The sequence below is a fragment of the Kocuria marina genome (assembly GCF_000786655.1).
Classification (GTDB): Bacteria; Actinomycetota; Actinomycetes; order Actinomycetales; family Micrococcaceae; genus Kocuria; species Kocuria marina_A.
In genome coordinates, this window is sequence record NZ_JROM01000011.1 from 121,758 (window position 1) to 144,062 (window position 22,305).

General features: G+C 70.2%; 23 protein-coding genes and 1 riboswitch. Of the genes, 13 read left to right on the plus strand and 10 right to left on the minus strand.

All coding sequences use genetic code 11. The features are described 5' to 3' along the window. The first annotated feature begins 4 nt into the window (after nt 1–4). The 3 genes from AS25_RS15160 to AS25_RS02235 all read left to right on the plus strand — a co-directional run bounded on the left by AS25_RS15160 (nt 5) and on the right by AS25_RS02235 (nt 2,549). Nucleotides 5–358 (plus strand): hypothetical protein, encoded by a 354-nt coding sequence (locus tag AS25_RS15160; RefSeq protein ID WP_239317171.1) that lies wholly within the window; start codon nt 5–7, stop codon nt 356–358. 101 nt (nt 359–459) lie between these two features. After that, nucleotides 460–1,482 (plus strand): DMT family transporter, encoded by a 1,023-nt coding sequence (locus AS25_RS02230; RefSeq protein WP_035960879.1) that lies wholly within the window; start codon nt 460–462, stop codon nt 1,480–1,482. A gap of 146 nt (nt 1,483–1,628) precedes the next feature. After that, nucleotides 1,629–2,549, plus strand: a complete 921-nt coding sequence (locus tag AS25_RS02235) for an NADP-dependent oxidoreductase (protein ID WP_172644397.1) — start codon at nt 1,629–1,631, stop codon at nt 2,547–2,549. A 208-nt stretch (nt 2,550–2,757) separates the two neighbouring features. Here the strand turns inward: AS25_RS02235 and AS25_RS02240 are convergent, their stop codons facing one another. Then, complete coding sequence (locus tag AS25_RS02240) at nt 2,758–3,516, minus strand: SDR family NAD(P)-dependent oxidoreductase (RefSeq protein ID WP_035960881.1); 759 nt, start codon at nt 3,514–3,516, stop codon at nt 2,758–2,760. Nucleotides 3,517–3,793: 277 nt separating this feature from the next. On the opposite strand from AS25_RS02240, the gene AS25_RS02245 reads away from it, so the two are divergent. Beyond that, the gene (locus AS25_RS02245) at nt 3,794–5,731 is read left to right on the plus strand and encodes an AMP-binding protein (RefSeq protein WP_035960883.1); all 1,938 of its coding nucleotides are present in this window, start codon (nt 3,794–3,796) and stop codon (nt 5,729–5,731) included. Nucleotides 5,732–5,810: 79 nt separating this feature from the next. Here AS25_RS02245 and AS25_RS14855 read toward each other — a convergent pair whose 3' ends face one another. After that, nucleotides 5,811–5,957: a hypothetical protein gene (locus AS25_RS14855; protein WP_216594095.1), complete on the minus strand. Its 147-nt coding sequence runs from the start codon at nt 5,955–5,957 to the stop codon at nt 5,811–5,813. A 226-nt stretch (nt 5,958–6,183) separates the two neighbouring features. Here AS25_RS14855 and AS25_RS02250 point away from each other — a divergent pair, with 226 nt between their 5' ends. Then, nucleotides 6,184–7,263, plus strand: coding sequence for a permease (locus AS25_RS02250; RefSeq protein WP_253270439.1), 1,080 nt, complete (start codon nt 6,184–6,186; stop codon nt 7,261–7,263). Nucleotides 7,264–7,410: 147 nt separating this feature from the next. On the opposite strand, the gene AS25_RS02255 is transcribed toward AS25_RS02250, so the two are convergent. Next, complete coding sequence (locus AS25_RS02255; protein WP_035960884.1) at nt 7,411–8,043, minus strand: hypothetical protein; 633 nt, start codon at nt 8,041–8,043, stop codon at nt 7,411–7,413. A gap of 9 nt (nt 8,044–8,052) precedes the next feature. Continuing rightward, nucleotides 8,053–8,346 (minus strand): putative quinol monooxygenase, encoded by a 294-nt coding sequence (locus AS25_RS02260; protein ID WP_035960885.1) that lies wholly within the window; start codon nt 8,344–8,346, stop codon nt 8,053–8,055. Nucleotides 8,347–8,792: 446 nt separating this feature from the next. On the opposite strand from AS25_RS02260, the gene AS25_RS14080 reads away from it, so the two are divergent. Both AS25_RS14080 and AS25_RS15165 read left to right on the plus strand, forming a co-directional pair. After that, entirely contained in the window at nt 8,793–9,065 is a 273-nt protein-coding gene (locus AS25_RS14080) for a P-loop NTPase family protein (RefSeq protein WP_437123703.1), read from the plus strand. After that, a complete protein-coding gene (locus AS25_RS15165) occupies nt 9,056–9,277 on the plus strand; it encodes a hypothetical protein (protein WP_239317143.1) in 222 nt (73 codons plus the stop codon). Before AS25_RS14080 ends, AS25_RS15165 begins: the two co-directional genes overlap by 10 nt. A 330-nt stretch (nt 9,278–9,607) precedes the next feature. On the opposite strand, the gene AS25_RS15595 is transcribed toward AS25_RS15165, so the two are convergent. The 4 genes from AS25_RS15595 to AS25_RS02290 all read right to left on the minus strand — a co-directional run bounded on the left by AS25_RS15595 (nt 9,608) and on the right by AS25_RS02290 (nt 13,440). After that, complete coding sequence (locus tag AS25_RS15595; protein ID WP_035960888.1) at nt 9,608–11,344, minus strand: ABC transporter permease; 1,737 nt, start codon at nt 11,342–11,344, stop codon at nt 9,608–9,610. Next, a complete protein-coding gene (gene modA, locus AS25_RS02280) occupies nt 11,341–12,111 on the minus strand; it encodes a molybdate ABC transporter substrate-binding protein (RefSeq protein WP_253270440.1) in 771 nt (256 codons plus the stop codon). The genes AS25_RS15595 and modA overlap by 4 nt, the downstream gene beginning before the upstream one ends. Nucleotides 12,112–12,131: 20 nt before the next feature. Beyond that, nucleotides 12,132–12,533: a TOBE domain-containing protein gene (locus AS25_RS02285; protein ID WP_035960891.1), complete on the minus strand. Its 402-nt coding sequence runs from the start codon at nt 12,531–12,533 to the stop codon at nt 12,132–12,134. 124 nt (nt 12,534–12,657) lie between these two features. Continuing rightward, nucleotides 12,658–13,440 carry an enoyl-CoA hydratase gene (locus AS25_RS02290; RefSeq protein WP_035960893.1) on the minus strand — a complete coding sequence of 261 codons (783 nt, stop codon included), beginning with the start codon at nt 13,438–13,440 and terminating at the stop codon, nt 12,658–12,660. A gap of 89 nt (nt 13,441–13,529) precedes the next feature. Between AS25_RS02290 and nadE the strand changes: the two genes are divergently transcribed. The 3 genes from nadE (at nt 13,530) to AS25_RS02305 (ending at nt 16,806) form a co-directional block, all read left to right on the plus strand. Continuing rightward, nucleotides 13,530–14,357, plus strand: a complete 828-nt coding sequence (gene nadE, locus AS25_RS02295; RefSeq protein ID WP_035960894.1) for an NAD(+) synthase — start codon at nt 13,530–13,532, stop codon at nt 14,355–14,357. Nucleotides 14,358–14,487: 130 nt separating this feature from the next. Next, a riboswitch (TPP riboswitch) is annotated at nt 14,488–14,618 on the plus strand. Between the two features lie 45 nt (nt 14,619–14,663). After that, entirely contained in the window at nt 14,664–15,428 is a 765-nt protein-coding gene (locus AS25_RS02300; RefSeq protein WP_035960896.1) for a 3-oxoacyl-ACP reductase, read from the plus strand. Nucleotide 15,429: 1 nt separating this feature from the next. Beyond that, nucleotides 15,430–16,806, plus strand: a complete 1,377-nt coding sequence (locus AS25_RS02305; RefSeq protein WP_253270441.1) for an LLM class flavin-dependent oxidoreductase — start codon at nt 15,430–15,432, stop codon at nt 16,804–16,806. A 108-nt stretch (nt 16,807–16,914) separates the two neighbouring features. On the opposite strand, the gene AS25_RS02310 is transcribed toward AS25_RS02305, so the two are convergent. Beyond that, the gene (locus tag AS25_RS02310) at nt 16,915–18,174 is read right to left on the minus strand and encodes a phospholipase D-like domain-containing protein (RefSeq protein ID WP_035960898.1); all 1,260 of its coding nucleotides are present in this window, start codon (nt 18,172–18,174) and stop codon (nt 16,915–16,917) included. Between the two features lie 245 nt (nt 18,175–18,419). Between AS25_RS02310 and AS25_RS02315 the strand changes: the two genes are divergently transcribed. The 3 genes from AS25_RS02315 (at nt 18,420) to AS25_RS02325 (ending at nt 21,255) form a co-directional block, all read left to right on the plus strand. Then, complete coding sequence (locus tag AS25_RS02315; protein ID WP_052160633.1) at nt 18,420–19,253, plus strand: TIGR04086 family membrane protein; 834 nt, start codon at nt 18,420–18,422, stop codon at nt 19,251–19,253. Between the two features lie 277 nt (nt 19,254–19,530). After that, nucleotides 19,531–20,337: an exodeoxyribonuclease III gene (locus AS25_RS02320; RefSeq protein WP_035960899.1), complete on the plus strand. Its 807-nt coding sequence runs from the start codon at nt 19,531–19,533 to the stop codon at nt 20,335–20,337. Nucleotides 20,338–20,340: 3 nt separating this feature from the next. Then, nucleotides 20,341–21,255 carry a DUF8083 family protein gene (locus AS25_RS02325; protein WP_035960900.1) on the plus strand — a complete coding sequence of 305 codons (915 nt, stop codon included), beginning with the start codon at nt 20,341–20,343 and terminating at the stop codon, nt 21,253–21,255. A gap of 205 nt (nt 21,256–21,460) precedes the next feature. On the opposite strand, the gene AS25_RS15180 is transcribed toward AS25_RS02325, so the two are convergent. Further along, entirely contained in the window at nt 21,461–21,796 is a 336-nt protein-coding gene (locus tag AS25_RS15180) for a putative endonuclease domain-containing protein (protein WP_253270442.1), read from the minus strand. Between the last annotated feature and the right edge of the window lie 509 nt (nt 21,797–22,305).

The window sequence follows — 22,305 nt, forward strand, 5'->3', positions numbered from 1 at the left end:
GGCCGTGTACTCGCCGTTCAGTGCGGTCTCCCGCATGGGCGTGCGGGTGGTCTCCGCGTCGTCCGCTCGGCGGCTCAGCAGCGTCACCGCCTTCACCGGGGTGCCGCCGCAGCCTTCCGCGCGGACGCGCACCCGGGAGAACGCGCAGCTGGCCACCGTGCTCGCGGAGGAGCGCGTGCGGCTCGAGGGGCAGGCACGCGAGCTGCTGCGGCTCAGCGGGTGCACCACCGTTCCCGCGGAGCTGGTGATCTCCCTGGGGGAGGGCGTCATGTTCAAGCTGCACGTGGAGAACCGCACGGGGATCGCCCGGGAGACCGTGGCGGCCATGGCGGAGCTGCTGAGGTACCGGCGGGACTGAACCGCCCCGGACGCTGCCCGCCGCCCGGCGGGCGTGGCGCGGCGACACCATCCGCGCTCCGATTCGGCCGCGCGTCCCCGCGTGCGCTCCAATGGACGGTGATGTCCACCCTCAGCGTGTCCCTGATCCTCCTGGCCGCCGTGGTGCACGCGGTCTGGAACATCCTCGCCAAGGGCATCCGCGGCAACGGGACCCTGTTCGTGTGGTGGTACGGGCTCGTCTCCTCGGTGGTGCTGATCCCCGTGAGCCTGCTGGAACCCGGGGCGTGGCAGTCCTGGGGGTGGCCCCTCGTGGGCGCCGCCGTGGCCTCCGGGCTGCTGCACACCGTCTACGGCACCGCCCTGCAGACCGGCTACGACCGCGCACCTCTGGGCGTGGTCTACGCAGTGGCCCGCGGCACCGGGCCCATGATCACCATGATCGTGGCGGTCCTGTTCCTGGGTGAGCAGCTCTCCCTCACGGCCGCCGCCGGGGCGATCGCCGTGCTCGTGGGCGTGGCCGTGGTCGCCACGTTCGGTACGCCCACTTCCACCCGGGACGACGACGCCGCCCCGCCGAGTTCGTCCGACGCGTCGGATCCCGGCGCGATCATCGCGCGCGACGCCGCCCCGCTGGACTCCTCCGCGTACGGAACGTCGACCCCGGAAGGGGCGGACGGGCACTCACCGGGGGGCGACGCCGCTGCCACACCCACCCGCGAGTCCGCCCTGACCGGCGTGCTGTGGGGTGCCGCGGTGGGCGCGTGCATCGCCGGGTACACCCTGTGGGACAACCACTCCATGGCCACCCTGAACCTGCCGCCCGTGCTGTACTTCGCGCTGACCTCGGTGGTCCTGGTGCTCACCCTGACGCCCAAGGCGTGGCGGCAGCGCCAGGACATGGTGCGCTCGTGGGCCGTGGACCGGAACCGGATCGTCGCGGTGGGCCTGCTGTCCCCGCTCGCGTACATCCTGGTGCTCTTCGCCATGCAGTCCACCCCGGTGGCGCTCGTGGCTCCCCTGCGGGAGTCGAGCATCGTGGTGGGCTCGCTGCTCGCGTGGTGGATCTACAAGGAGAACCGCCTGGTGCCGCGGCTCATCGGCTGCGCCGCCGTGCTCACGGGCATTGCGCTGATCTCCGCCTGAGGCTGCTCCCCCACTCGCCCGGGTACCCCCGGGGAGACTGGAAGACCAAGGCCACCGGGCGGCGTCGTCCGGCAGCGCGCACGAAAAACTTGCTGCGGCATGGAATAAGGTCCCCGCCCGGGGCTGTTGAGACAGACATGACCACAATGAAGGCGCAGACATATCAGCAGTACGGCGACACCTCCGTGCTGGAACTCACCGACCAGCCCATGCCCAAGGTGGGCCCCGGCGAGGTCCTGGTGAAGGTCAAGGCCGCGGGCATCAACCCGGTGGACTGGAAGGTCATGTCCGGCGGGCTGGATCCCATGATGACCGTCCAGTTCCCGGCGGCCCCCGGCTGGGACGTCGCGGGCGTCGTCGTGGGCAAGGGCTTCGACACCCCCAGCGTCTCCGAGGGCGATGAGGTGATCGCCTACGCCCGCAAGGACTGGATCCACGGTGGCACGTTTGCCCAGTACGTCTCGGTCCCCGTGCGCGCACTCGCCCCCAAGCCGAAGAGTCTTTCCTGGGAACAGGCCGGAGGGCTGCCGCTCGCGGGACTCACCGCGTACCAGGTGCTCACCCGACTGGGTCTCGCGGAGGGCAAGACCGTGCTGATCCACGCGGCCTCCGGTGGTGTGGGGAGCATGGGCGTGCAGATCGCCAAGGCATTCGGCGCGCGGGTGATCGGCACCGCATCGACCAAGAACCACGACTACGTGCGTGAGCTCGGCGCGGAGCCCGTGGAGTACGGGGACGGCCTCGTGGAGCGCGTCAAGGAGCTCGCCCCGAACGGGGTGGACATCGTCGTGGACTTCGTGGGCGGCGTGGTGGAGGACACCGTGGCCGTGCTCGCCGACGGCGGCCAGCACGGCTCCATCGCGGACCCCGAGGTGGAGGAGCACGGCGGGCGCTACATGTGGGTCTCTCCGGACGCAGAGCAGCTCACCGAGCTCGCTCGCCTGGCCGACGACGGCAAGCTCACCGTCCGCGTGGACCGCACCTTCCCGCTCGCGCAGCTGCCGGACGCATTCACCGCCAGCCAGGAGGGCCACGCCGTGGGCAAGATCGTGCTCACGGTCGACTGATCCGCGGAACGCCCCGGGGGCGTCTCGACCTCAGCGAGGCGACTCCCGGGGGCCTTTCGGGCAGGCCGCAGCCATGGAGCTCTGACCACATCACGACGATGCCTCGTCACGGGTGGACCGTGACGAGGCATCGTCATGTGCGGGGGCCGTGCGGTGTCGTCGCTCGTGGCTGCGTGGCCGGGACGGAACAGGCGTGCGGCAGCGAGGATCAGCGCGGCGCCATGCGCAGGGCGCCGTCCATGCGGATGGTCTCGCCGTTGAGGTAGTCGTGCTCCACGATCATCCCCGCGAGCTGGGCGTACTCGTCCGGGCGGGCCAGGCGGTGCGGGAAGGGGACGGACTCCGCGAGGGCGGAGCGGTAGTCCTCGCTCACCCGGCCGAGCATGGGGGTGTCCACGATCCCGGGGGCGATCGTCATCACGCGCACCCCGCGGGAGGACAGGTCACGCGCCGCGGCGATCGTCATCGAATGCACACCGCCCTTGGACGCGGCGTACGCGGCCTGGCCGATCTGTCCCTCGAAGGCAGCCACGGAGGCGGTGTTGATGATGACGCCGCGTTGACCGGCCTCGTCCACAGGCTCCTGCGCGGTCATGACCTCCGCGGCGAGCGCGAGCACGGTGAACGTGCCCACCAGGTTGATGCGCACCACGCGCTCGAACAACGCGAGATCATGCACGCCGTTCTTGCCCACCACACGCGCGGAGGTCCCGATGCCCGCGCAGTTGACCACGGTGCGCAGCGGCGCCACGTCCGCGGCGGTGGCCACGGCGGCCCGCACCTGCTCCTCGTCGGTGACGTCCGCGGACACGTACTGCACGCCGTCGACCGGCGCGGCGGCGTCCACGACCTGCGGCAGATCCAGGCCGATCACGCGCGCCCCACGCGCCACGAGTTCCGCGGCCGTGGCCGCCCCCAGCCCGGAGGCCGCGCCCGTGACGATCGCCGTCAAGTCCCTGATGTCCATGTCCGCTCCGTTCCCCGCCTCGTGGGCGGTCCTGCACGCTGTCGACGACGCCGTTCGTCGCCTTCTCCGCCCGATCGTACGGCCTCGGTGCGCGCAGGTCGACGGGCCCCATGAGCCGGCAGGCCCCGGTCAGCGCCCGACCAGGGACGACACCCCGGTACGGTGCAGTAAATTTGAGGAACCAGCCACCCCGGTTCGAGGCGCGAGCACCACCGGCGCGCCGGGCCGCCCTCCCGTGGACGGGCCGGGGATCCGCACACGTCGCAGCGAGGATCCCATGAGCGAGACCACCGCCTCAGAACAGTCCGTCACGCAGCGGTTCCGCGCCGCACGGGACCAGCTGCTGCGCCTACGCACCGACCTGGACGCCGCGCACCGCGAGTTCGAGTGGCCCCGGTTCGAGTACTTCAACTTCGCCCTGGACTGGTTCGACGTCCTGGGCAGCGGCGAGGAAGCGGACCGCGAGGCCCTCGTGATCGTGGAGGAGGACGGCACCGAGACCCGCCGCACCTACGCGCAGCTGTCCCGGCGCTCGTCGCAGCTGGCCACGTGGTTGCGCTCCCGGGGCGTGTGCCGCGGTGACCGGGTCATCCTCATGCTGGGCAACCAGGTGGAGCTGTGGGAAACCATGCTCGCGTGCACCAAGCTGGGCGCACCCATGATCCCCACGACCGTGATGCTCGGACCCACCGACCTGCAGGACCGCGTGGAGCGCGGCCGGGCGGCCTGGGTCGTCACGTCCCACACGAATGCCCTGAAGTTCGAGGACGTCCCCGGGGACTTCACGATCATCGAGGTCCCCGACCAGCCCGATCACCGTCCCCGTTCCGCACCGTCGGTCTTCGAGAGAACCACCGCGCACGACGACGCCGCGTCGTCGCCCGCTGCTGCCGACCTCGAAGACACCGCATCCGGCCGCGAGAACGGTGCGGGGGCGCCGGAAGCCGGGAGCGCGGCGTCGTCGGGCGAGGGTGAGGAACCGAGCCCGCGGAAGATCGGGGAGCACCCCGTGATCGACTACCGGGACTCCTTCGCGGGGCCCGAGGAGTTCGAGGTGACCGAGCCCTCGCCCGCGGATGACCCGCTGCTGCTGTACTTCACCTCCGGGACCACGTCCCTGCCGAAACTCGTGGAGCACACCAACGTCACCTACCCCGTGGGGCATCTGTCCACGATGTACTGGATCGGCCTGGAACCCGGGGACGTGCACCTCAACGTGGCGTCGCCGGGGTGGGGCAAGCACGCATGGTCCAACTTCTACGCGCCGTTCATCGCGGGCGCCACGGTGTTCCTCTACAACTACTCACGCTTCGACGCCGTGGCGCTCATGGACCAGATGGACCGCGAGGGCGTGACGTCCTTCTGCGCACCGCCCACGGTGTGGCGCATGCTCATCCAGTCGGACCTGTCCCACCTGAAGAACCCGCCGCGCAAGACGGTGTCCGCGGGGGAACCGCTCAACCCGGAGATCATCGCGCGGGTCAAGGCCGCGTGGGGCACCGAGATCCGTGACGGCTACGGTCAGACGGAGTCCTCGCTGCAGATCGCCAACACCCCCGGGATGCCCGTGAAACCCGGGGCCATGGGCCGGGCGCTGCCCGGGTACGAGACCGTGCTGATCGACACCACGACCGGTGAGGTGAGCGAGACCGAGGGCGAGTTGTGCTTGCGCCTGGACCCCCGCCCCGTGAGCCTGACACCGGGGTACCACGGGGACGCCGCGAAGACCGACGAGGCGTTCCGGGACGGCGTCTACCACACCGGGGACGTGGTCTCGCGGGACGAGAACGGGGTCTTCACCTACGTGGGCCGCGCGGACGACGTCTTCAAGGCCTCCGACTACCGACTCTCCCCCTTCGAGTTGGAGTCGGTGGTGATCGAGCACCCCGCGGTGGTGGAAGTGGCCGTGGTGCCCTCGCCGGATCCCATCCGCCTGGCCGTTCCCAAGGCGTACGTGGTGCTCGCCGCGGGTCACGAGCCCACCGCCGAGACCGCGGAGAGCATCCTGCATCACTGCCGCGTGAACCTCGCGCCGTACAAGCGCATCCGACGCCTCGAGTTCTTCGACCTGCCCAAGACCATCTCCGGCAAGATCCGCCGGGTGGAACTGCGCACCCGGGAAGCCCAGCTGCACCCGGGCGGCCCGGAGGGCGGGACCACCGGGGAGCACACCGAGTTCGCGGACTCGGACTTCCCGTCGCTGCGCGGAAAGTAAGGACCCAAGCCGCTCACCCACCTCGCGCGGCACCCGACAGACCGCGCGGCAGGATAGCGCCGCAGCGGCGTCGTCGTCCTTACGTGGCGATCCGCGCTATCGCAGCGAACGCCACCCTCCTGGACACGTGCAGGGTATCTTCGTCCAGCACACCGCAGGAATAGGCGTTGTTGTCCGCGACGTGGGCGGGCAGTGCGGCGGGCACGATTCCCTGACCACGGGTCACGGGAACTCCTGGAGGCGACGACTGTTGATCCACCAGCCAGCCTTCCAAAGCGCTGTGACGGGTGCAACAGAGGGGTCCAGCGCGTCACTCCCACGTCACGGCGTGATGTCGGGGTCGCGCGTTCCCGTGCCTGTGCTCCGAAGCTCCGGCGCGGACGTAAGCTTGCCGGGCGTCGTCGTCCCCGGATGACAGCGCTCTGGAACCTCCTTGCTGCGAAAGGCCCGCCGTGAGCATCACCGTCACTCCCGTGGAGACCACCGACCGCTCACGCGCCCGCGTCCTGGGGTGGGTGGGACTTGGCATCACCCTGGCGATCCTCGTGGGCGGGCTGTTGTGGGCCAAGTGGCTCCCCTACGAGGCCAAGACCCAGACGCTCGCCGAAACCGGGGTGTGGAACGGTGCGGCGATCTTCGGCTCCGCAGGCGAACCGGGGTCCGCACCGTCGTTGCGGGGTGCGATCGACTTCACCGTGGCCTACCTGAAGGCCGTGTGGAAGGCCGCACTCGTGGCCCTGCTCGTGGCTGCGGCCCTCGAATCGCTGGTCCCCCGGCGCTGGTTGCTGCGAGTGCTCAGCCGCAAGACGCCGTGGGGTCAGGGGATCTCCGGGGCGCTGCTGGCGCTGCCCAGCATGATGTGCACGTGCTGCACCGCGCCGGTGGCCATCGGGCTGCGCCGCAGCGGTGCACCCGCGGGAGCCACCATGGCCTACTGGCTCGCGAATCCCCTGCTCAACCCGGCGGTGCTGGTGTTCCTGGCACTGACCATGTCCTGGCCCTTCGTGACCACGCGCGTGGCCGTGGGCGTCCTGGTGGTGTTGATCGCCGCAGTGCTCGTGAGCCGCACGTTCTCGACCGTCACGGTGCAGACCCCCGAGGCCCTCCCCGCCGATCCGCAGCACTGGGGTGAGCTGGTCACCCGGTTCGGGCGAGCACTGGGCCGGTACCTGGTGGTGATCGTCCCGGAATACGTGATCCTGGTGCTGCTGGTGGGGTTGTTCGCCGGATGGCTCTCGGACTTCGCGGGTCTCGCGGACCACGCCGGGCTCTTCTCGCTGCTCATCGTGGGCCTGATCGGGGCGGCCCTGGTGATCCCCACCGGCGGCGAGATCCCGGTGATCGTGGGGCTCACCGCGGCGGGCGCAAGCTACGGGGTGGCCGGGGTCCTGCTCATCACCCTGCCAGCCCTGAGCATCCCCTCGATCATCATGGTCGCCCGGCATTTCGGGACCAAACAGACGCTGCTGGTCACCGGGTGGGTCGTGATCGGCGGGTTGGTGGCCGCAGCGCTGCTCACCGCGCTGGTCTGAGCCGGCGGGTCAGGGCCGGTTGGTCCGGGCAACAAACCAGGTACTCGAGTCGCCCGCATAGCGGTCGACGCCGCGGCCGCCCGTACATGGGCCGACGGCACGATGACCCCTGGCACGGCGACGGCACCGGGCCGCGCGGCGTCGTCGTCAACCGGCGATCAGTGCGTAGATCCCGCCCAGGACGACGATCCCGAAACCGAAGCCCGCGAACAACTGGGCCCACGTATGGGCGCGCAGGACGCGGCGGCTCACGCACACCGCCACCGCGACGGGCAGGAACAGCAGACCCCACGGCCCCACCGCGACGGGCAGGATCACCGCAGTGCCGCCCATCATCATCCCGTGCACGGAGATTTTCCAGAACGGGCTCACGAGCGCGACCACCGCGCTCGCCGCGAGCGTGGCCATGAGCAGTCCGGTGATCTCCACGGGTCCGTGGAACGCGAGGTTGACCGCCAGGAACACGGCCACCAGCGCGAAGGTCCCCAGCATCACGGGTCGGCGGTGCTCCTTGACGCTCACGTGGTGGTCGGTGAGCACACCCCGGCGCGCCAGCACCGTGACCGTGGCGAGTGAGACCCCGCAGACCGCCAGCGCCGCCGCCACGCCCCACAGCAGTGCCCCGAGGCTCCTGTGCACGGTCCACGGCAGGACCACCAGCAGCGCGGCCAGCACGAGCGGCGCCTGGAAGACCTCGCTGAGGACAAGGGCCCACGCGGGCCCTCGTTCAGCCGGGGCAGGATCCGGGCGCGGCGGCGTTGTCCCCTCGTAGTTGGTCACGTGTGGCGGTCAGAAGTCGAGCGTCTCGTAGGTCTTGTGCGCACGCTCCGCCAGGGCGGGGATCGCCTGGCTTGTTCCCCACTGGTCGAAGTGCTCGGAGCTCACATGGGCCGTGAACGCATCCTCGTCCGTGTACACCTCGAAGATGCGGAACACGGCAGGCTCCTCCGGGCTCTGGTACGCCTGGTAGTAGAGGTTCCCGGGCTCCTGGCGAGCGGCCGGGGAGAGGTGAGAGAGCGCGTCACGCACGGTGTCCTCCTCTCCGGGCTTCGCAGTCCAGGTGGCGCTGCAGACGAAGGCCATGGGTTGTCCTCTCTCGATGTTGACGCCGGACGGTCACCGGCCCGACTCATGCTACCGACCCGAGCTGGCGCGGTTCTGCAGGGCAGGGCGGATGTGCCCTGCGGGGAGGCATGCGCTGCCGTGCACCGTGGCCCCGGCAAGATGTCCCCACCACGCGTTGTCCGCCCACCCGAGAGCACCGGCCATGGCAGAACCACCCGTCGTTCGCATGTTCAACGAGTACACCTGCAGCTGGCCGTTCTGGGGAGAGAACGGTCTCCCGGACCAGGAGGACTTCCCCCCTCCCGCCGAAACTCACCAGGGACGTCCTGGTCTGGACTCGGAACTTCGACCACGAGAGGGGCTGGCCAACGGCAGAGCAGCGGGAGGCCGGCCGCCATGAGGGCGAACGACTCGCAGGGAGGGTGCAGGATTCGGTGGGCCCAGGGGTCACCATCGACCTGGACATGTGGGAGGCACATGTCCACAAACCCCGCCTGCCTCGGTGGCTGCGGATGCTCACCGGTCTCACGCCGGCGAGCTCGGGTGAGGCGCTCGTGCTGGGCCGCCGCTACGCGGAGCTGCCGAACCCCAGCCGACACGTGGGCGTGATGCTCGACGCCGCTGCGCAGCACCCCGGACGCACCGGCCGCGAGGTGCCGCAGCTCTCCACCACCATCACGGATGCGGGCAGGGCGCGGGTGGACGAGATGCTGGACCTCGACGCCGTGTGCCCCTGACCCTGCCACGCGTCGAGCTGCGCAAGCAGGTGGACACCCGCGCCGGGCGCGGTCTGCTGATCGCCATCGGCGTGCTGACCGCTCTGGCCCTGGGCTTGTTCATGTGGGTCGCACGCAACGACGGCGCACCCTTGTCGGCGGCCCTGGCCGTGACCACGACCCCCCCAGGGTCTGCTGCTGCCCGTGCTCGGGATCATCACGGCATGCAATAAGTGGAGCCAGCGCACCGCGCTCATCCCCTTCACGCAGGAACCCCGCAGGCTGCGCGTGGTCCTCGTCAAACTGCTCTCGGCTGCGGCGCTGGGCACCATCGCGGTGGCTCTCGCCTGGGTCATGGCCCTCGTGGCCTTCCTGATCCTCGCCGCGCTGACCGGCCAGTCCCTGAATCCCGATCCGGACTGGGGACAGCTCGCGGGCGGGTGGCTCACCCAGCTGATCGCCGTGCTCCAGGGCGCGGCGTTCGGTCTCGCCCTGCTGTCCGTCCCGTTGGTGATCGGGATCTGGCGTGTGCTCACGCGCGAGGTGAAGTGGGCACGCCGCGCTCAGTCGGCGGTCGTGCGCGGTGCCGGATCCCGGTTGCCGGCCCGCTCCAGCCGCACCACATGGTCCGCGAGCTCGGCCACGTCCTGCGGGTCGTGCGTCACGATCATTGCGGTGCGCCCGGCGAGCACCCGCTGGAGCACCTTCCTCATCCGAGGCCGCGCGGTCACGTCCAGGGCGCTCAGGGGCTCGTCCAGCAGGATCACGCGCGGCTCTGCGGCCAGCACCCGCGCGATCGCCACGCGCTGGGCCTGCCCGCCGGACAGCTCGTCCGGCATGCGCTGGGCGAACTCCTGCGCGTCCACCTCGCGCAGCCATGCCCGGGCACGACGCCGCGCCATCGCCTTCCCTGCGCCACTCGCCCGGGGGCCGAACGCCACGTTGTCGAGCACGCTGAGGTGGGGGAACAACAACGGTTCCTGGGCCATCAGGGCCACGCCGCGGCGATGCGCCGGGACCCACACGTCCCGTGTCGCCCCACCGGTGCGCAGCACGGATTCGTCCCCCATCCGGATCGCGCCGCGGTCGGGGGCCAGCAGCCCCGCGATCACGTCGAACACGGTGGACTTCCCCGCGCCGTTGGCCCCGATCAGGGCGGCGGTGGTTCCCGGTTCCACCGTGAACTCGGCGGCCACGCGGCGGCGATCATGTTCCACGCGGACCGTCAGTCCGGGCGCCTCCCCCGCTGCGCCGGGTGTGCTCACCCCTACGCCCGGCGCGCCCCCGGGTGCAACCGCGGATGCGGCTGCGGTCCTGACCACGGCGCCATTCCGCCCGGCCCCGGCGTCCGCCGTCCCAGACCCGGCCGCGGGTCGGTCACCGACCGCATGGGCAGTGCGGCTGTCCTTCGAGGACTGCGTCGAGCCGCCGGACCGGGGCCGTGATCCCTCCGGATCGGGACCCCGCTGCGGACCCGGCGCGAACCACCGGGTGAGGTTGGCGCGGAAGCCGGCGCCGCGGCGTCGTCGGGAGGGAGCGCTGACCCCCACGACGAGCAGCGCGACGAGCACGAGTAGCAGGGAGAGGGCCACGGCGGCGTCGGGGTCGGTCTCGCGCTGCAGGTAGATCTCGAGCGGGAGCGTGCGGGTCACGCCCTGCAGGCTGCCCGCGAACGTGAGGGTGGCGCCGAACTCGCCGAGGCAGCGCGCGAAGGACAGGGCGGCCCCGGAAAGCACCGCGGGCAGCACCAGGGGCAGCGTGACCCGGAACAACGTGCGCGTGGGGGACGCGCCAAGGCCCGCCGCGACCCGTTCGTAGCGCACGCCCGCGGTGCGCAGGGCACCCTCCAGGGAGACCACCAGGAACGGCAGGGCCACGAAGGTCTGGGCGAGCACGACCGCCGCGGTGGTGAACGCGATGTCCACGCCCGCCGAGGACAGGGGGCCGCCCAGGAAACCCATGCGTCCGAAGGTGTACAGCAACGCGATGCCGCCCACCACGGGTGGCAAGACGAGCGGCAGCAGGACGAGCGAGCGCAACAGCGTGAGGCCGCGCGCCGTGGAACGGGCCAGGACCAGGGCGAGCGGGCACCCCAGCACCAGGCACAGCGCCGTGGACGCGACCGCGGTGCGCAGGCTCAACCACAGCGCGGCGAGCGACGACTCGCTCGTGAGCAGCTCCCCCAGGTGCGCCCAGTCGATGCGCAGCACCATGCCGAGCAGCGGCAACAGGATGACCAGCGCCCCCGCCACCGCCGGGACCAGGACCCATCGGGGGGTCGTGACGAACCCGCGCGTCACGGTGCGCCGAAGCCCGCGTCCCCCAGGACCTTCCGGCCCTCGTCACCCCGGACGAGGTCCACGAACTGCCGGGCGAGCTCCGGCTCCGCGGAATCCTTGAGTGCGACCACGGGGTAGCTGTTGACCGCCTGATCCGTGCGCGGGATCTCCACGGTCGTGACGCGCTCCCCCGCAGACTTGGTGTCCGTGACGTAGACGATCCCGGCGTCCGCCTGTCCGGAGGTCACCTTGCCGAGCACGTCCGTAACCGCGTTCTCCTGGCTCACGGGATGGAGGGTGACGCCGTTGGCCTTCTCGATCTTCTGCGTGGCCGCACCGCACGGGACTTCCGGGGCGCACGTGACCAGCTTGACGTCCCGGTCCACCACGTCCCGGAAGGAGGTGATGTCCGCGGGGTTGTCCGCGGGCACCGCGAGGGTGAGCACATTGGTCGCGAACACGCTCGGCTCCCCCGCGGCCAGGCCCGCGTCCGTGAGCTTCTTCATGTTCTTCTGATCGGCGGAGGCGAAGACGTCCGCGGGGGCACCCTCGGTCAGCTGTTGCACGAGCCCGGACGACCCGCCGTAGTTCATGCTGACCTCCACCCCCGGGTGGGCCGCCTCGAACGTGCGCGCGAGCTCGTCGAAGGAATGGGTCAGCGAGGCCGCCGCGGACACCCGCAGGGTCGTCTCCTGCTCGGACGACGACGCCGCGGCCCCTCCCCCGTCCGACGCCCCCGCACATCCGGCGAGCGCCACCGTGCTCACCGCGGAAGCCAGGGCGATCATGCGTCTCGCCGCGCGCCCCATCACTTGCGCCCCTCGGTCTCGACGATGACCGCGGTGGACTTCACCACGGCCGTGGCCACGGACCCCGGTTCCAGTCCGAGGTCCCGCACGGCTTCCGTGCTCATGAGCGAGACGATCCGGTGCGGGCCGCACTGCAGTTCCACCTGGGACATCACGGGATCGGACGTCACGGCGGTCACGAGTCCCACGAGCCGGTTGCGCGCCGAGCTGTTCACACCGGCGGGATCCTGAGGGCTCACGGCGTTCTTGCGCGCGTACGCCGCGAGTTCGGCCCCGTCCACCACGGCGTACCCCGCGGAATCCTTGTGCCCGGTGAGCGTTCCCTGCTCGATCCACCGCCGCACGGTGTCGTCGCTGACGCCCACGAAGGTCGCGGCCTGGGAGATCCGGAGGTGGGTCATGGGAGCAGCTTATCCGCATCTGCGGTTTCCTGATGCCACTTGGTCCGCATTTGCGTGGTGAAGGCACAAAAGGCGACGACGCCGCGCGGACCGGGCCACGCGGCGTCGTCATCCCTTGCGGGGCTCACTCGTGGGAGAACTGCGCCTTGCGCTTCTCCGCGAACGCGGACATGCCCTCCTTCTGGTCCGCGGTGGAGAACAGCCCGTGGAAGACCCGCCGCTCGTGCTGGACGCCGGCCCACAACCCGGACTCGTACGCGGCGTTGACGGTCTCGACCGCGTGCTGGGCCACGGGCTTGGACATCTCCGCGATCTTCCCGGCGACCTCCAGGGCGGTGTCCATGAGCTCGTCCGCCGCGACCACGCGGGAGACCAGACCGGAACGCTCGGCTTCCTCGGCGCGCATCTGCCGCCCGGTGAGGATCATGTCCATCGCCTTGGCCTTGCCCACGGCGCGGGTGAGGCGCTGGGTGCCGCCCATCCCGGGGATCACGCCCAGGGTGATCTCCGGCTGACCGAACACCGCGGTGTCCGCGGCGAGGATCAGATCGCACATCATCGCGAGCTCGCACCCACCGCCGAGCGCGTAACCGGCCACCGCGGCGATCTTGGGGGTGCGTAGCCGGGCGAAGGCGTCCCACCCCGCGAAGAAGTCCTCGTGGTACATGTCGGACGCGGACTTGCCGGACATCTCCTTGATGTCCGCGCCGGCCGCGAAGGCCTTCTCCGAACCCGTGAGGATCAGCGCGCCGATCCCCGGGTCACGGTCCAGCTCGGTCGCGGCGGCCACCACGTCCCGCATGGTCTGTTCGTTCAGCGCATTCAAGGCCTTGGGACGGTTCAGGGTGATGACACCCACGCGTCCCTCGCGGCGGACTTCAATGGTCTCGTAGGAGTTCTCGTTCATGTGATCAGCATCTCATGAGGCCCCCGGGCCTCGGGACGGTCCGGCGGTAGGCCCCTGTTCCCGCGGGAACCGGCCACTAGCATGGACGCATGCGTGAATTGCAGGCACAGATCATCGCCGAGCTCGGCGTCTCCCCGCAGATCGATCCGGAGCGGGAGGCCCGACGCCGCGTCGACTTCCTGAGCGACTACCTCAAGGCCACGCACACCGCGGGGTTCGTCCTGGGGATCAGCGGCGGCCTGGACTCCACCCTGGCCGGGCGCCTCGCCCAGCTCGCGGTCGAGAAGCTGCGCGAGGACGAGATCGAGGCGGAGTTCGTGGCCATGCGGCTGCCTCATGGGATCCAGCACGACGAGGCCGACGCCCAGGCCGCGCTCGAATTCATCCAGCCGGACCGGGTCATCACGTACGACGTCGCTCCGGCCGTCCGCGGGTTCGAGTCCGCCTACGGCGCCGCGACCGGCGAGGAGCTCACCGACTTCACCCGCGGTAACACCAAGGCCCGCGTGCGCATGACGGCGCAGTACGCGGTGGGCGGGGACCACAACCTGCTGGTGATCGGCACGGATCACGCGGCGGAATCGGTCACCGGGTTCTTCACCAAGTTCGGTGACGGCGGGGCGGACGTCCTGCCCCTGGGCGGGCTCAATAAACGGCAGAACCGCCAGGTGCTCGCGTACCTGGGGGCCTCCGAACAGCTCGTGGGCAAGGTCCCCACCGCGGACCTCCTGGACGAGAACCCCGGGCGCACGGACGAGGACGAACTGGGCCTGCGCTACGACGACATCGACGACTTCCTCGAGGGCAAGGACGTCCCCGAGGAGGTGGCCCGCACGATCGAGGGCACGTTCCTGCGCACCCGCCACAAGCGCACGGTCCCGGTGACCCCGGCGGACGAGTGGTGGCGGGAGGGCTGATCCTCCGCCTCCGCGCGATGCCCGAGGGGCCGACCCCGGCCTGACTGCGCTGGACAACCGCATTGCCCACGCCCGCGGGTGGGCTGTGCCACGCCCGGCCCCGGTCGCGGCCTCCTGTGCTTAGACTGGGCCCAGTGACACGGGGTGCCGCTGCACGTTCCCACGACCCACCGGGCCGGGGACTCCGGATGCAATGGCTGAGATGACACCCGTCGAACCTGTCCAGTTAGTACTGGCGAAGGGATGTCACGGTGGCACCGCACGGGTGGCGCACCGCCTTCTTCGCCGTGAGCCACAGGAGTGAGCATGCGGATCGACACCACCATCGTCCTGGTCACCGGGGGAGCCCGGGGTCTGGGTGAACACCTCAGCCGAGCCTTCGCCCGCGAAGGCGCCCGGGTGGTCGTGAACTACCACGCGAGCGAGGACCGCGCCCGCGCACTGGTGCGCGAACTCGGTGAGGACAAGGCCATCGCCGTTCGGGCGGACGTGACCGATGCCCGCCAGGTGCAGGAGATGGTGGCACGCGCCCACGACCACTTCGGCGAACCCATCACGGTGGCCGTGAACAACGCGCTGGTGGACTTCAGCTTCAACGGGGACGCCCGCCCCACGCTCGAGAACCTCACTGCCGAGGACCTCTCCCAGCAGTTCACCGGCGCGGTCGTGGGCGGACTCAACGTGATCCAGGCGGTCGTCCCGGGGATGCGCCGGGCCGGACACGGGCGCATCATCAACATCGGCACCAACCTGTTCCAGAACCCCGTGGTCCCCTACCACGACTACACCGCCGCCAAGGCCGCCCTGCTCTCCCTCACCCGCACGGCGGCCAAGGATCTGGGGCCCCTGGGCATCACCGTGAACATGATCTCCGGCGGTCTGCTGCGCACCACGGATGCGAGTGCCGCCACCCCGTCCGAAGTCTTCGACGCCATTGCCGCCGGCACTCCCCTGGGGCGGGTCACCACCCCGGAGGAGTTCGCGGACACCGCCCTGTTCTTCGCCTCCGACTGGTCCCGCGGCGTCACGGGGCAGAACCTCGTGGTCGACGGCGGACTGGTGATGGACTGACATGACTGCCCCGCACGACGCCGCCCGGACCGTATCCGCCGCCCCCGCGGCGTCGGCGCGTCCCACCCAGGTGAACCAACCGCCCGGGACACCCGCCCGGACGCTGCACCTCAACGCCTTCCTCTTCGGCGCCGGCCACCACCAGGCCGCGTGGCGCGCGCCGGGTTCCCCGGTGCACCGCCTCACGGACATCGCCTATTACGAGGAGCTCGCGCGGACCGCCGAACGCGGCCTGTTCGACGCGGTGTTCTTCGCGGACGGGCACAGCGTGGGTGACCTCTCCGGCGGGCCCCGCTGGAGCCTGGAACCCCTGACGGCGCTGTCCGCGATGGCGCGCGCCACAGAACACATCGGCCTGGTGTGCACGGTGTCCACCACGTTCTTCACCCCGTTCCACGCGGCCAGGATGCTCGCGTCCCTGGACCACATCTCGGGCGGGCGCGCGGGATGGAACGTGGTGACCTCCATGTTCGACGACGAGGCCCGCAACCACGGCTACCCCGCCATGCCGCCCAAGCCCGAGCGGTACGCCCGCGCCCGGGAATTCGTGGAGGTGGCCCGCGCCCTGTGGGCCAGCTGGGACGAGGACGCGGTCACGGCGGACCCTCGGGGACACTGGGCGGATCCCGGCAAGCTGCACCCCGTGAACCACGAGGGAGACCACTTCCTGGTGGACGGCCCCCTCACGGTTCCGCGCTCCCCCCAGGGGGAACCGGTCCTCTTCCAGGCGGGTGCCTCCGGGCCCGGCAAGGCGCTCGCGGGCGACTTTGCGGAAGGGATCTACGCCGTGGCCTACGATCTGCCCGCCGCGCAGGAGTACTACGCGGATGTGAAGGCCGAAGTGGCCCGCGCCGGGCGTGATCCCGGTTCCGTGATCGTGATGCCCGGGCTGGTCACGTACGTGGGCCGCACGCACGAGGAGGCCCTGGAGAAGCAGGCCCGCGTGGACCGTTTGCTCCCCGTGGAGCAGTCGCTCGCGCAGCTGTCCGTGTTCGTGGAGCAGGACTGCGCACAGTGGGACCTGGACGCCCCCGTTCCCCTGCTGCCTCCCCTGGAGGAGTTCACGGGCCCGCAGGGTCGCTACGGCACCATCCTGCGGATCATCGAGGCCGAGCACCCCACGGTCCGCCAGTTGCTCGGCCGCCTGGCCGCCGGTGGGGGTCACTGCACGATGGTGGGCACCCCGGAGTCCATCGCGGATCGCATGCAGGAATGGTTCGACAACGGCGGCGCGGACGGCTTCAACCTCATGCCGCCGGTCCAGCCGGATTCCCTGGACGACTTCGTGGACCTGGTGGTCCCCGAACTCCAGCGCCGCGGCCTGTTCCGCACCGCGTACACCGCCACCACGCTGAGGGGTCACCTCACGCGGGGCTGAGGCCCCGCTGCGCAACCCCGCCACAGGACGACGACGCCGCCCCGCACGGTGGGCGGGGCGGCGTCGTCGGCGGCGTCAGCGGCGTCGTCGTCGACCGGGAAGGTCCGGTCAGAGGAACGGGCGCAGCGGTACCAGGACCGTCTCGGCGACCCGGGCCATGGGGTGGCGATCGCGCCACTGCGGGGAGGACAGCTCCTCACAGTGCTCGCTGTCGGCGAGGAAGACCTTCTCCATCTCGGCCGCGAAATCCGGGTCCACGACCTCCACGTTGGTCTCGTAGTTGAACGAGAGGGAGAGCCGGTCGATGTTGGCGGTGCCCACGGTGGACCACTCGCCGTCGATCGTGGCGGTCTTGGCGTGGATCATGCAGGCGGCGTACAGCAGGATGGTGACCCCACCCTCCAACAACTGGCCGTAGAACCCGCGGGACACCCAGTCCGCCAGGATGTGGTTGGAGTCCTTGGGGACCATGATCCGCACATCCACCCCGCGAGCGGCCGCGTCCAGGAGGCAGTCCAGGATCTGCTGGTCGGGGATGAAGTAGGGCGTGTTCACCCAGATGTGGTGCTGCGCCCTGTTGATCGCGTTCATGTACATCTCGCGGATGGGGTACACGAGCTGGATGGGCAGGTTCGCGGAGACCCGCACCTCCGGGTCCCAATTCTTGGGCGCCACCCAGTCGATGGCGTGTTCCGGGTCCCGGTCCTCGTTCCACACGCTCGCGATGGAGCTGCGTAACCCCCATACCGCAGGCCCGATCTCCCGGATATGCGTGTCCCGCCACTGCCGGGAATAGAGAGAACCGAAGTTGTAGCCCCCCACGAAACCGATGTTGTCGTCCACCACCAGGATCTTGGAATGGTTGAAGCCCGAGAACCGCAGGGGCCCCTTCCAGAACGGGCGGCGCACCACCGGCATCCGGTACACGTGGACCCGGTCCGAGAAGTCGTAGAAGGAGGACGGGATCACGAGGTTCGCGAACCCGTCGTAGATGATGAACACCTCCACGCCCCGATCCGCGGCCCGGTTGAACGCGTCCAGGAAGCGCTGACCCGTCTCGTCGTTCTTCCAGATGAACGTCTCCATGTGGATGGAGTGCTGGGCGTTGTCGATGGCCTCGAGCATGTCCTCGTACACCGACTCACCCGACGTGTAGATGGTGATGTCCGAGTCCTGCACGTGCGCTTTGAACGTCCCGGGGTGCGGGGCGTCACGCTGCTGACGCCCGTGATGCTTCCACCAGTCGAGCCCGGCGAGCGAGGCGATCACCACGGCCTGCGCCCCCAGCAGGGCACCAGCACCCGCACCGGCCGCTTTCAGGAGGATACGGCGTTCTCTGATCTCGGCTAGCGCCCACCTTGCGTCCATGACCTCACACTACTGCGGCGTCACATGGCGCGTCCCGGATCATGACCGGACCGGCCCTGGGAATTCACGCCACCCACCCCGCGACCAGGGGTAATGAAGTGTTACGCGGCGGGAATCCGCCGAATGGAAACTCACCCCGGCGACCACGTAGCGTCGAAAGTGCTCGAACAATCAGCTTGCTTCCTGCGCTACCCCTTCCCAGCTCTTTCGAGGCAGCCCCTAGCGAAGAAAAGAGGATCTGAACGATGTCGAACAACACTCCGTCCACCCCCGGTCCGGAGTCCACGGCTTCCACCGTCTCCCCCGCGAGCGAGTCGACCGCCGTGCGCACCCAGTCCACGCAGACCACCCAGCCCGCCCGGACTTCCCACTCCACCCCGTCCCACAAGCCGTCGTGGAAGGACGACCTCGTGGGCGACCGCCGCTCGGGCGACGTCAAGAACGTCTCCTGGGGCGCCATCATCGCCGGTGTGGTCACCTTCCTGGCCCTGACCCTGCTGCTGTCGCTCATCACCGCGGCACTCGGCCTGGGCATGGCGGACCTCGATTCCAACAACCCCGGTGAGGGTGTGGGTGTCGCCACCGGCATCTCCTCGATCATCACCCTGGTGCTGGCACTGGCCGGCGGCGGGTACGTGGCCGGTCTGCTGGCCGGGCGTGCGGGTCTGATCCACGGGTTCCTCACGTGGGCCACGTCCCTGCTGACCGCCGTGGTGCTCTCCAGCCTCCTGATCGGCAACGTCCTGGGTGCTGCCGGTGGCCTGGTCGGTTCCGTGGCCTCCACCGTGACCGACGCCGCCACGCAGAACCCGGGCGCCGCCGCGTCCGTGGCCCCGGACGTCAACGCGAACGAGGCCAGCCAGGCCGCGAACGAAGCGCAGGACCAGGCCGGCGAAGCCGTGGAGTCCGCTGCCCCGCAGGCCGAGCAGGCCGCTGACAGCGCGTCCTCCGGTGCCATCTGGACCTTCGTGGGTCTGCTGCTCGGCGCGATCATCGCGTCCCTCGCGGGCATGCTGGGCTCCCGCTCCGTGGCTCGCGACCACGAGAACGAGCGCCAGGTCCGCACCACGCCCGCCTGATACGACATCTCGGGGGCCGATCCGCTCGGTCTCTCGTACGGGAACCCGGTCCGTCGTCCGCGACGGGCCGGGTTCCTTGTCGTCGGGGCCGGCCCGGGTTCTCGGCCGCGGCGGCTGATGCTCGGTTTTGGGGGACGACGACGCCGCGGCCCCCGCACGCTCGCGGCCGCGGCGTCGTCGTCTCCCGGCCGTTCCCGCGGACAGCTGCCGCCGCGCACCCGGGCCGTACCCGCCCGCGGTTTCCCAGCGCGGGCCGCGGCTCGCTACGGTGGACCCCATGAGAATCGCCACGTGGAACGTGAACTCCATCCGCGCCCGCGCCGACCGCATCGAGGCGTGGCTCGACCGCTCGGACGTGGATGTCCTGGCCATCCAGGAGACCAAGGCCAAGGACGAGAACTTCCCGTGGGAGCTGTTCGAGTTCGCGGGCTACGAAGTGGCGCATTTCGGCGTGAACCAGTGGAACGGCGTGGCCATCGCGTCCCGCGTGGGGCTCAAGGACGTGGAGCGCACGTTCCCCGGCCAGCCCACGTTCGGCAAACCCGGCCAGGAACCCGCCCAGGAGGCGCGCGCGATCGCCGCCACGTGCGACGGCGTGCGGATCTGGTCCCTCTACGTGCCCAACGGGCGCGGCCTGGAAGATCCCCACATGCCGTACAAGCTCGAGTGGCTGCGCGTCCTGGAGGGCCACGCCGAGCGGTGGCTGCAGGAGGACCCGCAGGCCCAGATCGCGCTCGTGGGCGACTGGAACGTGGCCCCGCGTGACGAGGACGTGTGGGACATCCAGCTCTTCCGCGACGGCGGGTACACCCATGTGAGCGAACCCGAGCGCGCGGCCTTCAACGCGTTCATCGAGGACGCCGGGTTCCAGGACGTGGTCCGCGAGCGCCACCCCGGGCCGGGCGTGTACACGTACTGGGACTACACGCAGCTGCGCTTCCCCAAGAAGGAGGGCATGCGCATCGACTTCCAGCTGTGCTCCCCCGCGCTCGCGGCGCGTGTGCGGGACGCGTGGATCGATCGCGAGGAGCGCAAGGGCAAGGGTGCGTCCGACCACGCCCCGGTCGTCATCGAGATCGACTGAGCCATGCCCCTGATCAACGTGGGCAGCGCCTACCGCAGCATCACGGGCCCGCCCATGCGCTTCGCGCTGCGGATCTACGTGCCACAGCAGGATCTCGACGCCGCCTACGCACCCGGCATCCCCCGCGCCCTGGACCCCTTCACCGCGGGCGTGCACGAACTCTCGGAGCAACTGGCCCGGCTGTCCGACACCTCACAACCATTGCTCCCGCCCGCACGTGAGCCGCTGTGGACCATGCCGTTCTCCACCGCGCCCGCCGGTTCACGGCGCCTGCCCGGACCCACCGGCGACTTCCCGGTCTTCCACCCCACGCAGCGCTTGCGCCGCTCGCTGCGCCTGTTCACGGCCGCGGAGAACGAAGACAGCGCGCAGTTGTTGCCGCTGCTCGTTCCGGAGAAGCAGGTCAGCGACGCCGCCAAGGCCACGTCCCGCGAGACGTTCGACCCCGTGTACACCCGTGAGTCCGCGTACGTGGTCCCGCTCGCGTGGTTCGCGGCCTTCGCCCCGGAGGACCACGTGACCTCCTACCACTCCGGGCACGAGGTGCACCGGCTCATCGCCCCCGCGGACACCGCCGCACGCCGGGTGATCCAGGCCGCCCAGACCGTGGAGGACGCCGCCCAGCAAGCCTCAGGGGGCGCCGACGAGCACGACCTCCCGGACGAAGCCCGCCAAGCGGCCGCGTTCGCGCAGGACCTCACCCGCCTGGGACGGTGGCTGGGCACGTTCAGCGCCGCCTCCGTGGTGAGCCTGGACTACGGGTCCATCGCGGATCGGCTCCAGCCGGACGAGAGCCCCCGGGACATGGCGGACGCCGTGGAACTGTTGCGCGAAGGGGATCTGGCGGCGGCTACCGCGGCGCTGCGCCGGATCTTCATGCGCTGGGCGCCGCTGGCCCACCTGCAGCAGGCGAACTGAGGCGGGGAGGGGAGGCGGCGTCGCCCGAGGTAGGTGGTGGCAGCGTCGTCGCCCGAGCTCCTGCCGCGACGCGCCCCCACCCACCCCACCCCCGTGCTTTTACTCAGCTAAAGCAGAATTTCGGGCCCTGAGCTGCTTTTGCTCCACTAGAAATTCACTGCGCTGAGCCCTCAGCCCGCCGCGCTCGGAGCTCAACCCTTCGTGCTCAGCGCAATGCCCGCCGCACCCGCGTCAGCCATGCTTCCCGACGGGCTGGGGAGCGCAGATCGTCCCATGTGAGGACCGAGACGTCCCACCCCGCATCCCGCAGCAGCCCCAAGCGATACATCTCGTCCCGGTACTGATCGATCTCCCGGGCGTGAACGGCGCCGTTGTACTCCAGAGCGATCCGGGCCTCGGGCCACGCCAGGTCCAGGATGAAGGTCCGCCCGGCCACCGTGACCTGGACATTCAGCTGGGGTTCGGGGAGACCGGCGCGGTCGATGAGCAAACGGTCAGGGTCTCGGGCGCGGACCAGCACGGTGAACGTGCATCCCGCCATGCACGGCGCATTCGAGCGGTGCCGTGAGAAGTGGGAGGGAGCTGGTCCAAGCACTGTTCTACGTGATCCCGGGTGAAGCTCACGGGTGTCGTGCTCCCCGGAAGCACGAATTGCGTGGAGATCATTGCATCCAAACATGCGGTGATCCGCCACGGAGCGAGCAGTTTCGACAAACGGGCCAGGACTTCCACCGGATGAGCGATGCACCCACCCCACGGGCCCTCGAGACACGGCAGCCCCTGGGATTTGGCGATCCGGATACCCCGCTGCTGTGACTGGACCCGATGATGGGTCCACAGGAGCTCGGTGCGCTGCCGGGCCGCAGCAAGCTCATCCGCCCTGCCGCCGTTTCTGTTGCGCCCACTGCCCGACTTTCCCCCGGTGAGAACAGGCTGCACCCATGCTTCCGTGCCACCCACGGGCAAGCGGAACAGCTCCAAGGCGTGGACGCCGCCCACCGCAAGTCCGGCATCGGGTCCGCCGATGTGCTTTTGCAGCAGCACGGACCT

Coding starts and splice junctions, on each gene's coding strand:
- AS25_RS15180 (WP_253270442.1), bottom strand. CDS start 21,796: ATGGCGGGATGCACGTTCACCGTGCTGGTCCGCGCCCGAGACCCTGAC.
- AS25_RS02310 (WP_035960898.1), bottom strand. CDS start 18,174: ATGGACGCAAGGTGGGCGCTAGCCGAGATCAGAGAACGCCGTATCCTC.
- AS25_RS02315 (WP_052160633.1), top strand. CDS start 18,420: ATGTCGAACAACACTCCGTCCACCCCCGGTCCGGAGTCCACGGCTTCC.
- AS25_RS02305 (WP_253270441.1), top strand. CDS start 15,430: ATGACTGCCCCGCACGACGCCGCCCGGACCGTATCCGCCGCCCCCGCG.
- AS25_RS02240 (WP_035960881.1), bottom strand. CDS start 3,516: ATGGACATCAGGGACTTGACGGCGATCGTCACGGGCGCGGCCTCCGGG.
- AS25_RS02325 (WP_035960900.1), top strand. CDS start 20,341: ATGCCCCTGATCAACGTGGGCAGCGCCTACCGCAGCATCACGGGCCCG.
- AS25_RS02230 (WP_035960879.1), top strand. CDS start 460: ATGTCCACCCTCAGCGTGTCCCTGATCCTCCTGGCCGCCGTGGTGCAC.
- AS25_RS14080 (WP_437123703.1), top strand. CDS start 8,793: ATGTGGGAGGCACATGTCCACAAACCCCGCCTGCCTCGGTGGCTGCGG.
- modA (WP_253270440.1), bottom strand. CDS start 12,111: ATGATCGCCCTGGCTTCCGCGGTGAGCACGGTGGCGCTCGCCGGATGT.
- AS25_RS02260 (WP_035960885.1), bottom strand. CDS start 8,346: ATGGCCTTCGTCTGCAGCGCCACCTGGACTGCGAAGCCCGGAGAGGAG.
- AS25_RS02300 (WP_035960896.1), top strand. CDS start 14,664: ATGCGGATCGACACCACCATCGTCCTGGTCACCGGGGGAGCCCGGGGT.
- AS25_RS02290 (WP_035960893.1), bottom strand. CDS start 13,440: ATGAACGAGAACTCCTACGAGACCATTGAAGTCCGCCGCGAGGGACGC.
- AS25_RS02245 (WP_035960883.1), top strand. CDS start 3,794: ATGAGCGAGACCACCGCCTCAGAACAGTCCGTCACGCAGCGGTTCCGC.
- AS25_RS02320 (WP_035960899.1), top strand. CDS start 19,531: ATGAGAATCGCCACGTGGAACGTGAACTCCATCCGCGCCCGCGCCGAC.
- AS25_RS02235 (WP_172644397.1), top strand. CDS start 1,629: ATGAAGGCGCAGACATATCAGCAGTACGGCGACACCTCCGTGCTGGAA.
- nadE (WP_035960894.1), top strand. CDS start 13,530: ATGCGTGAATTGCAGGCACAGATCATCGCCGAGCTCGGCGTCTCCCCG.
- AS25_RS02285 (WP_035960891.1), bottom strand. CDS start 12,533: ATGACCCACCTCCGGATCTCCCAGGCCGCGACCTTCGTGGGCGTCAGC.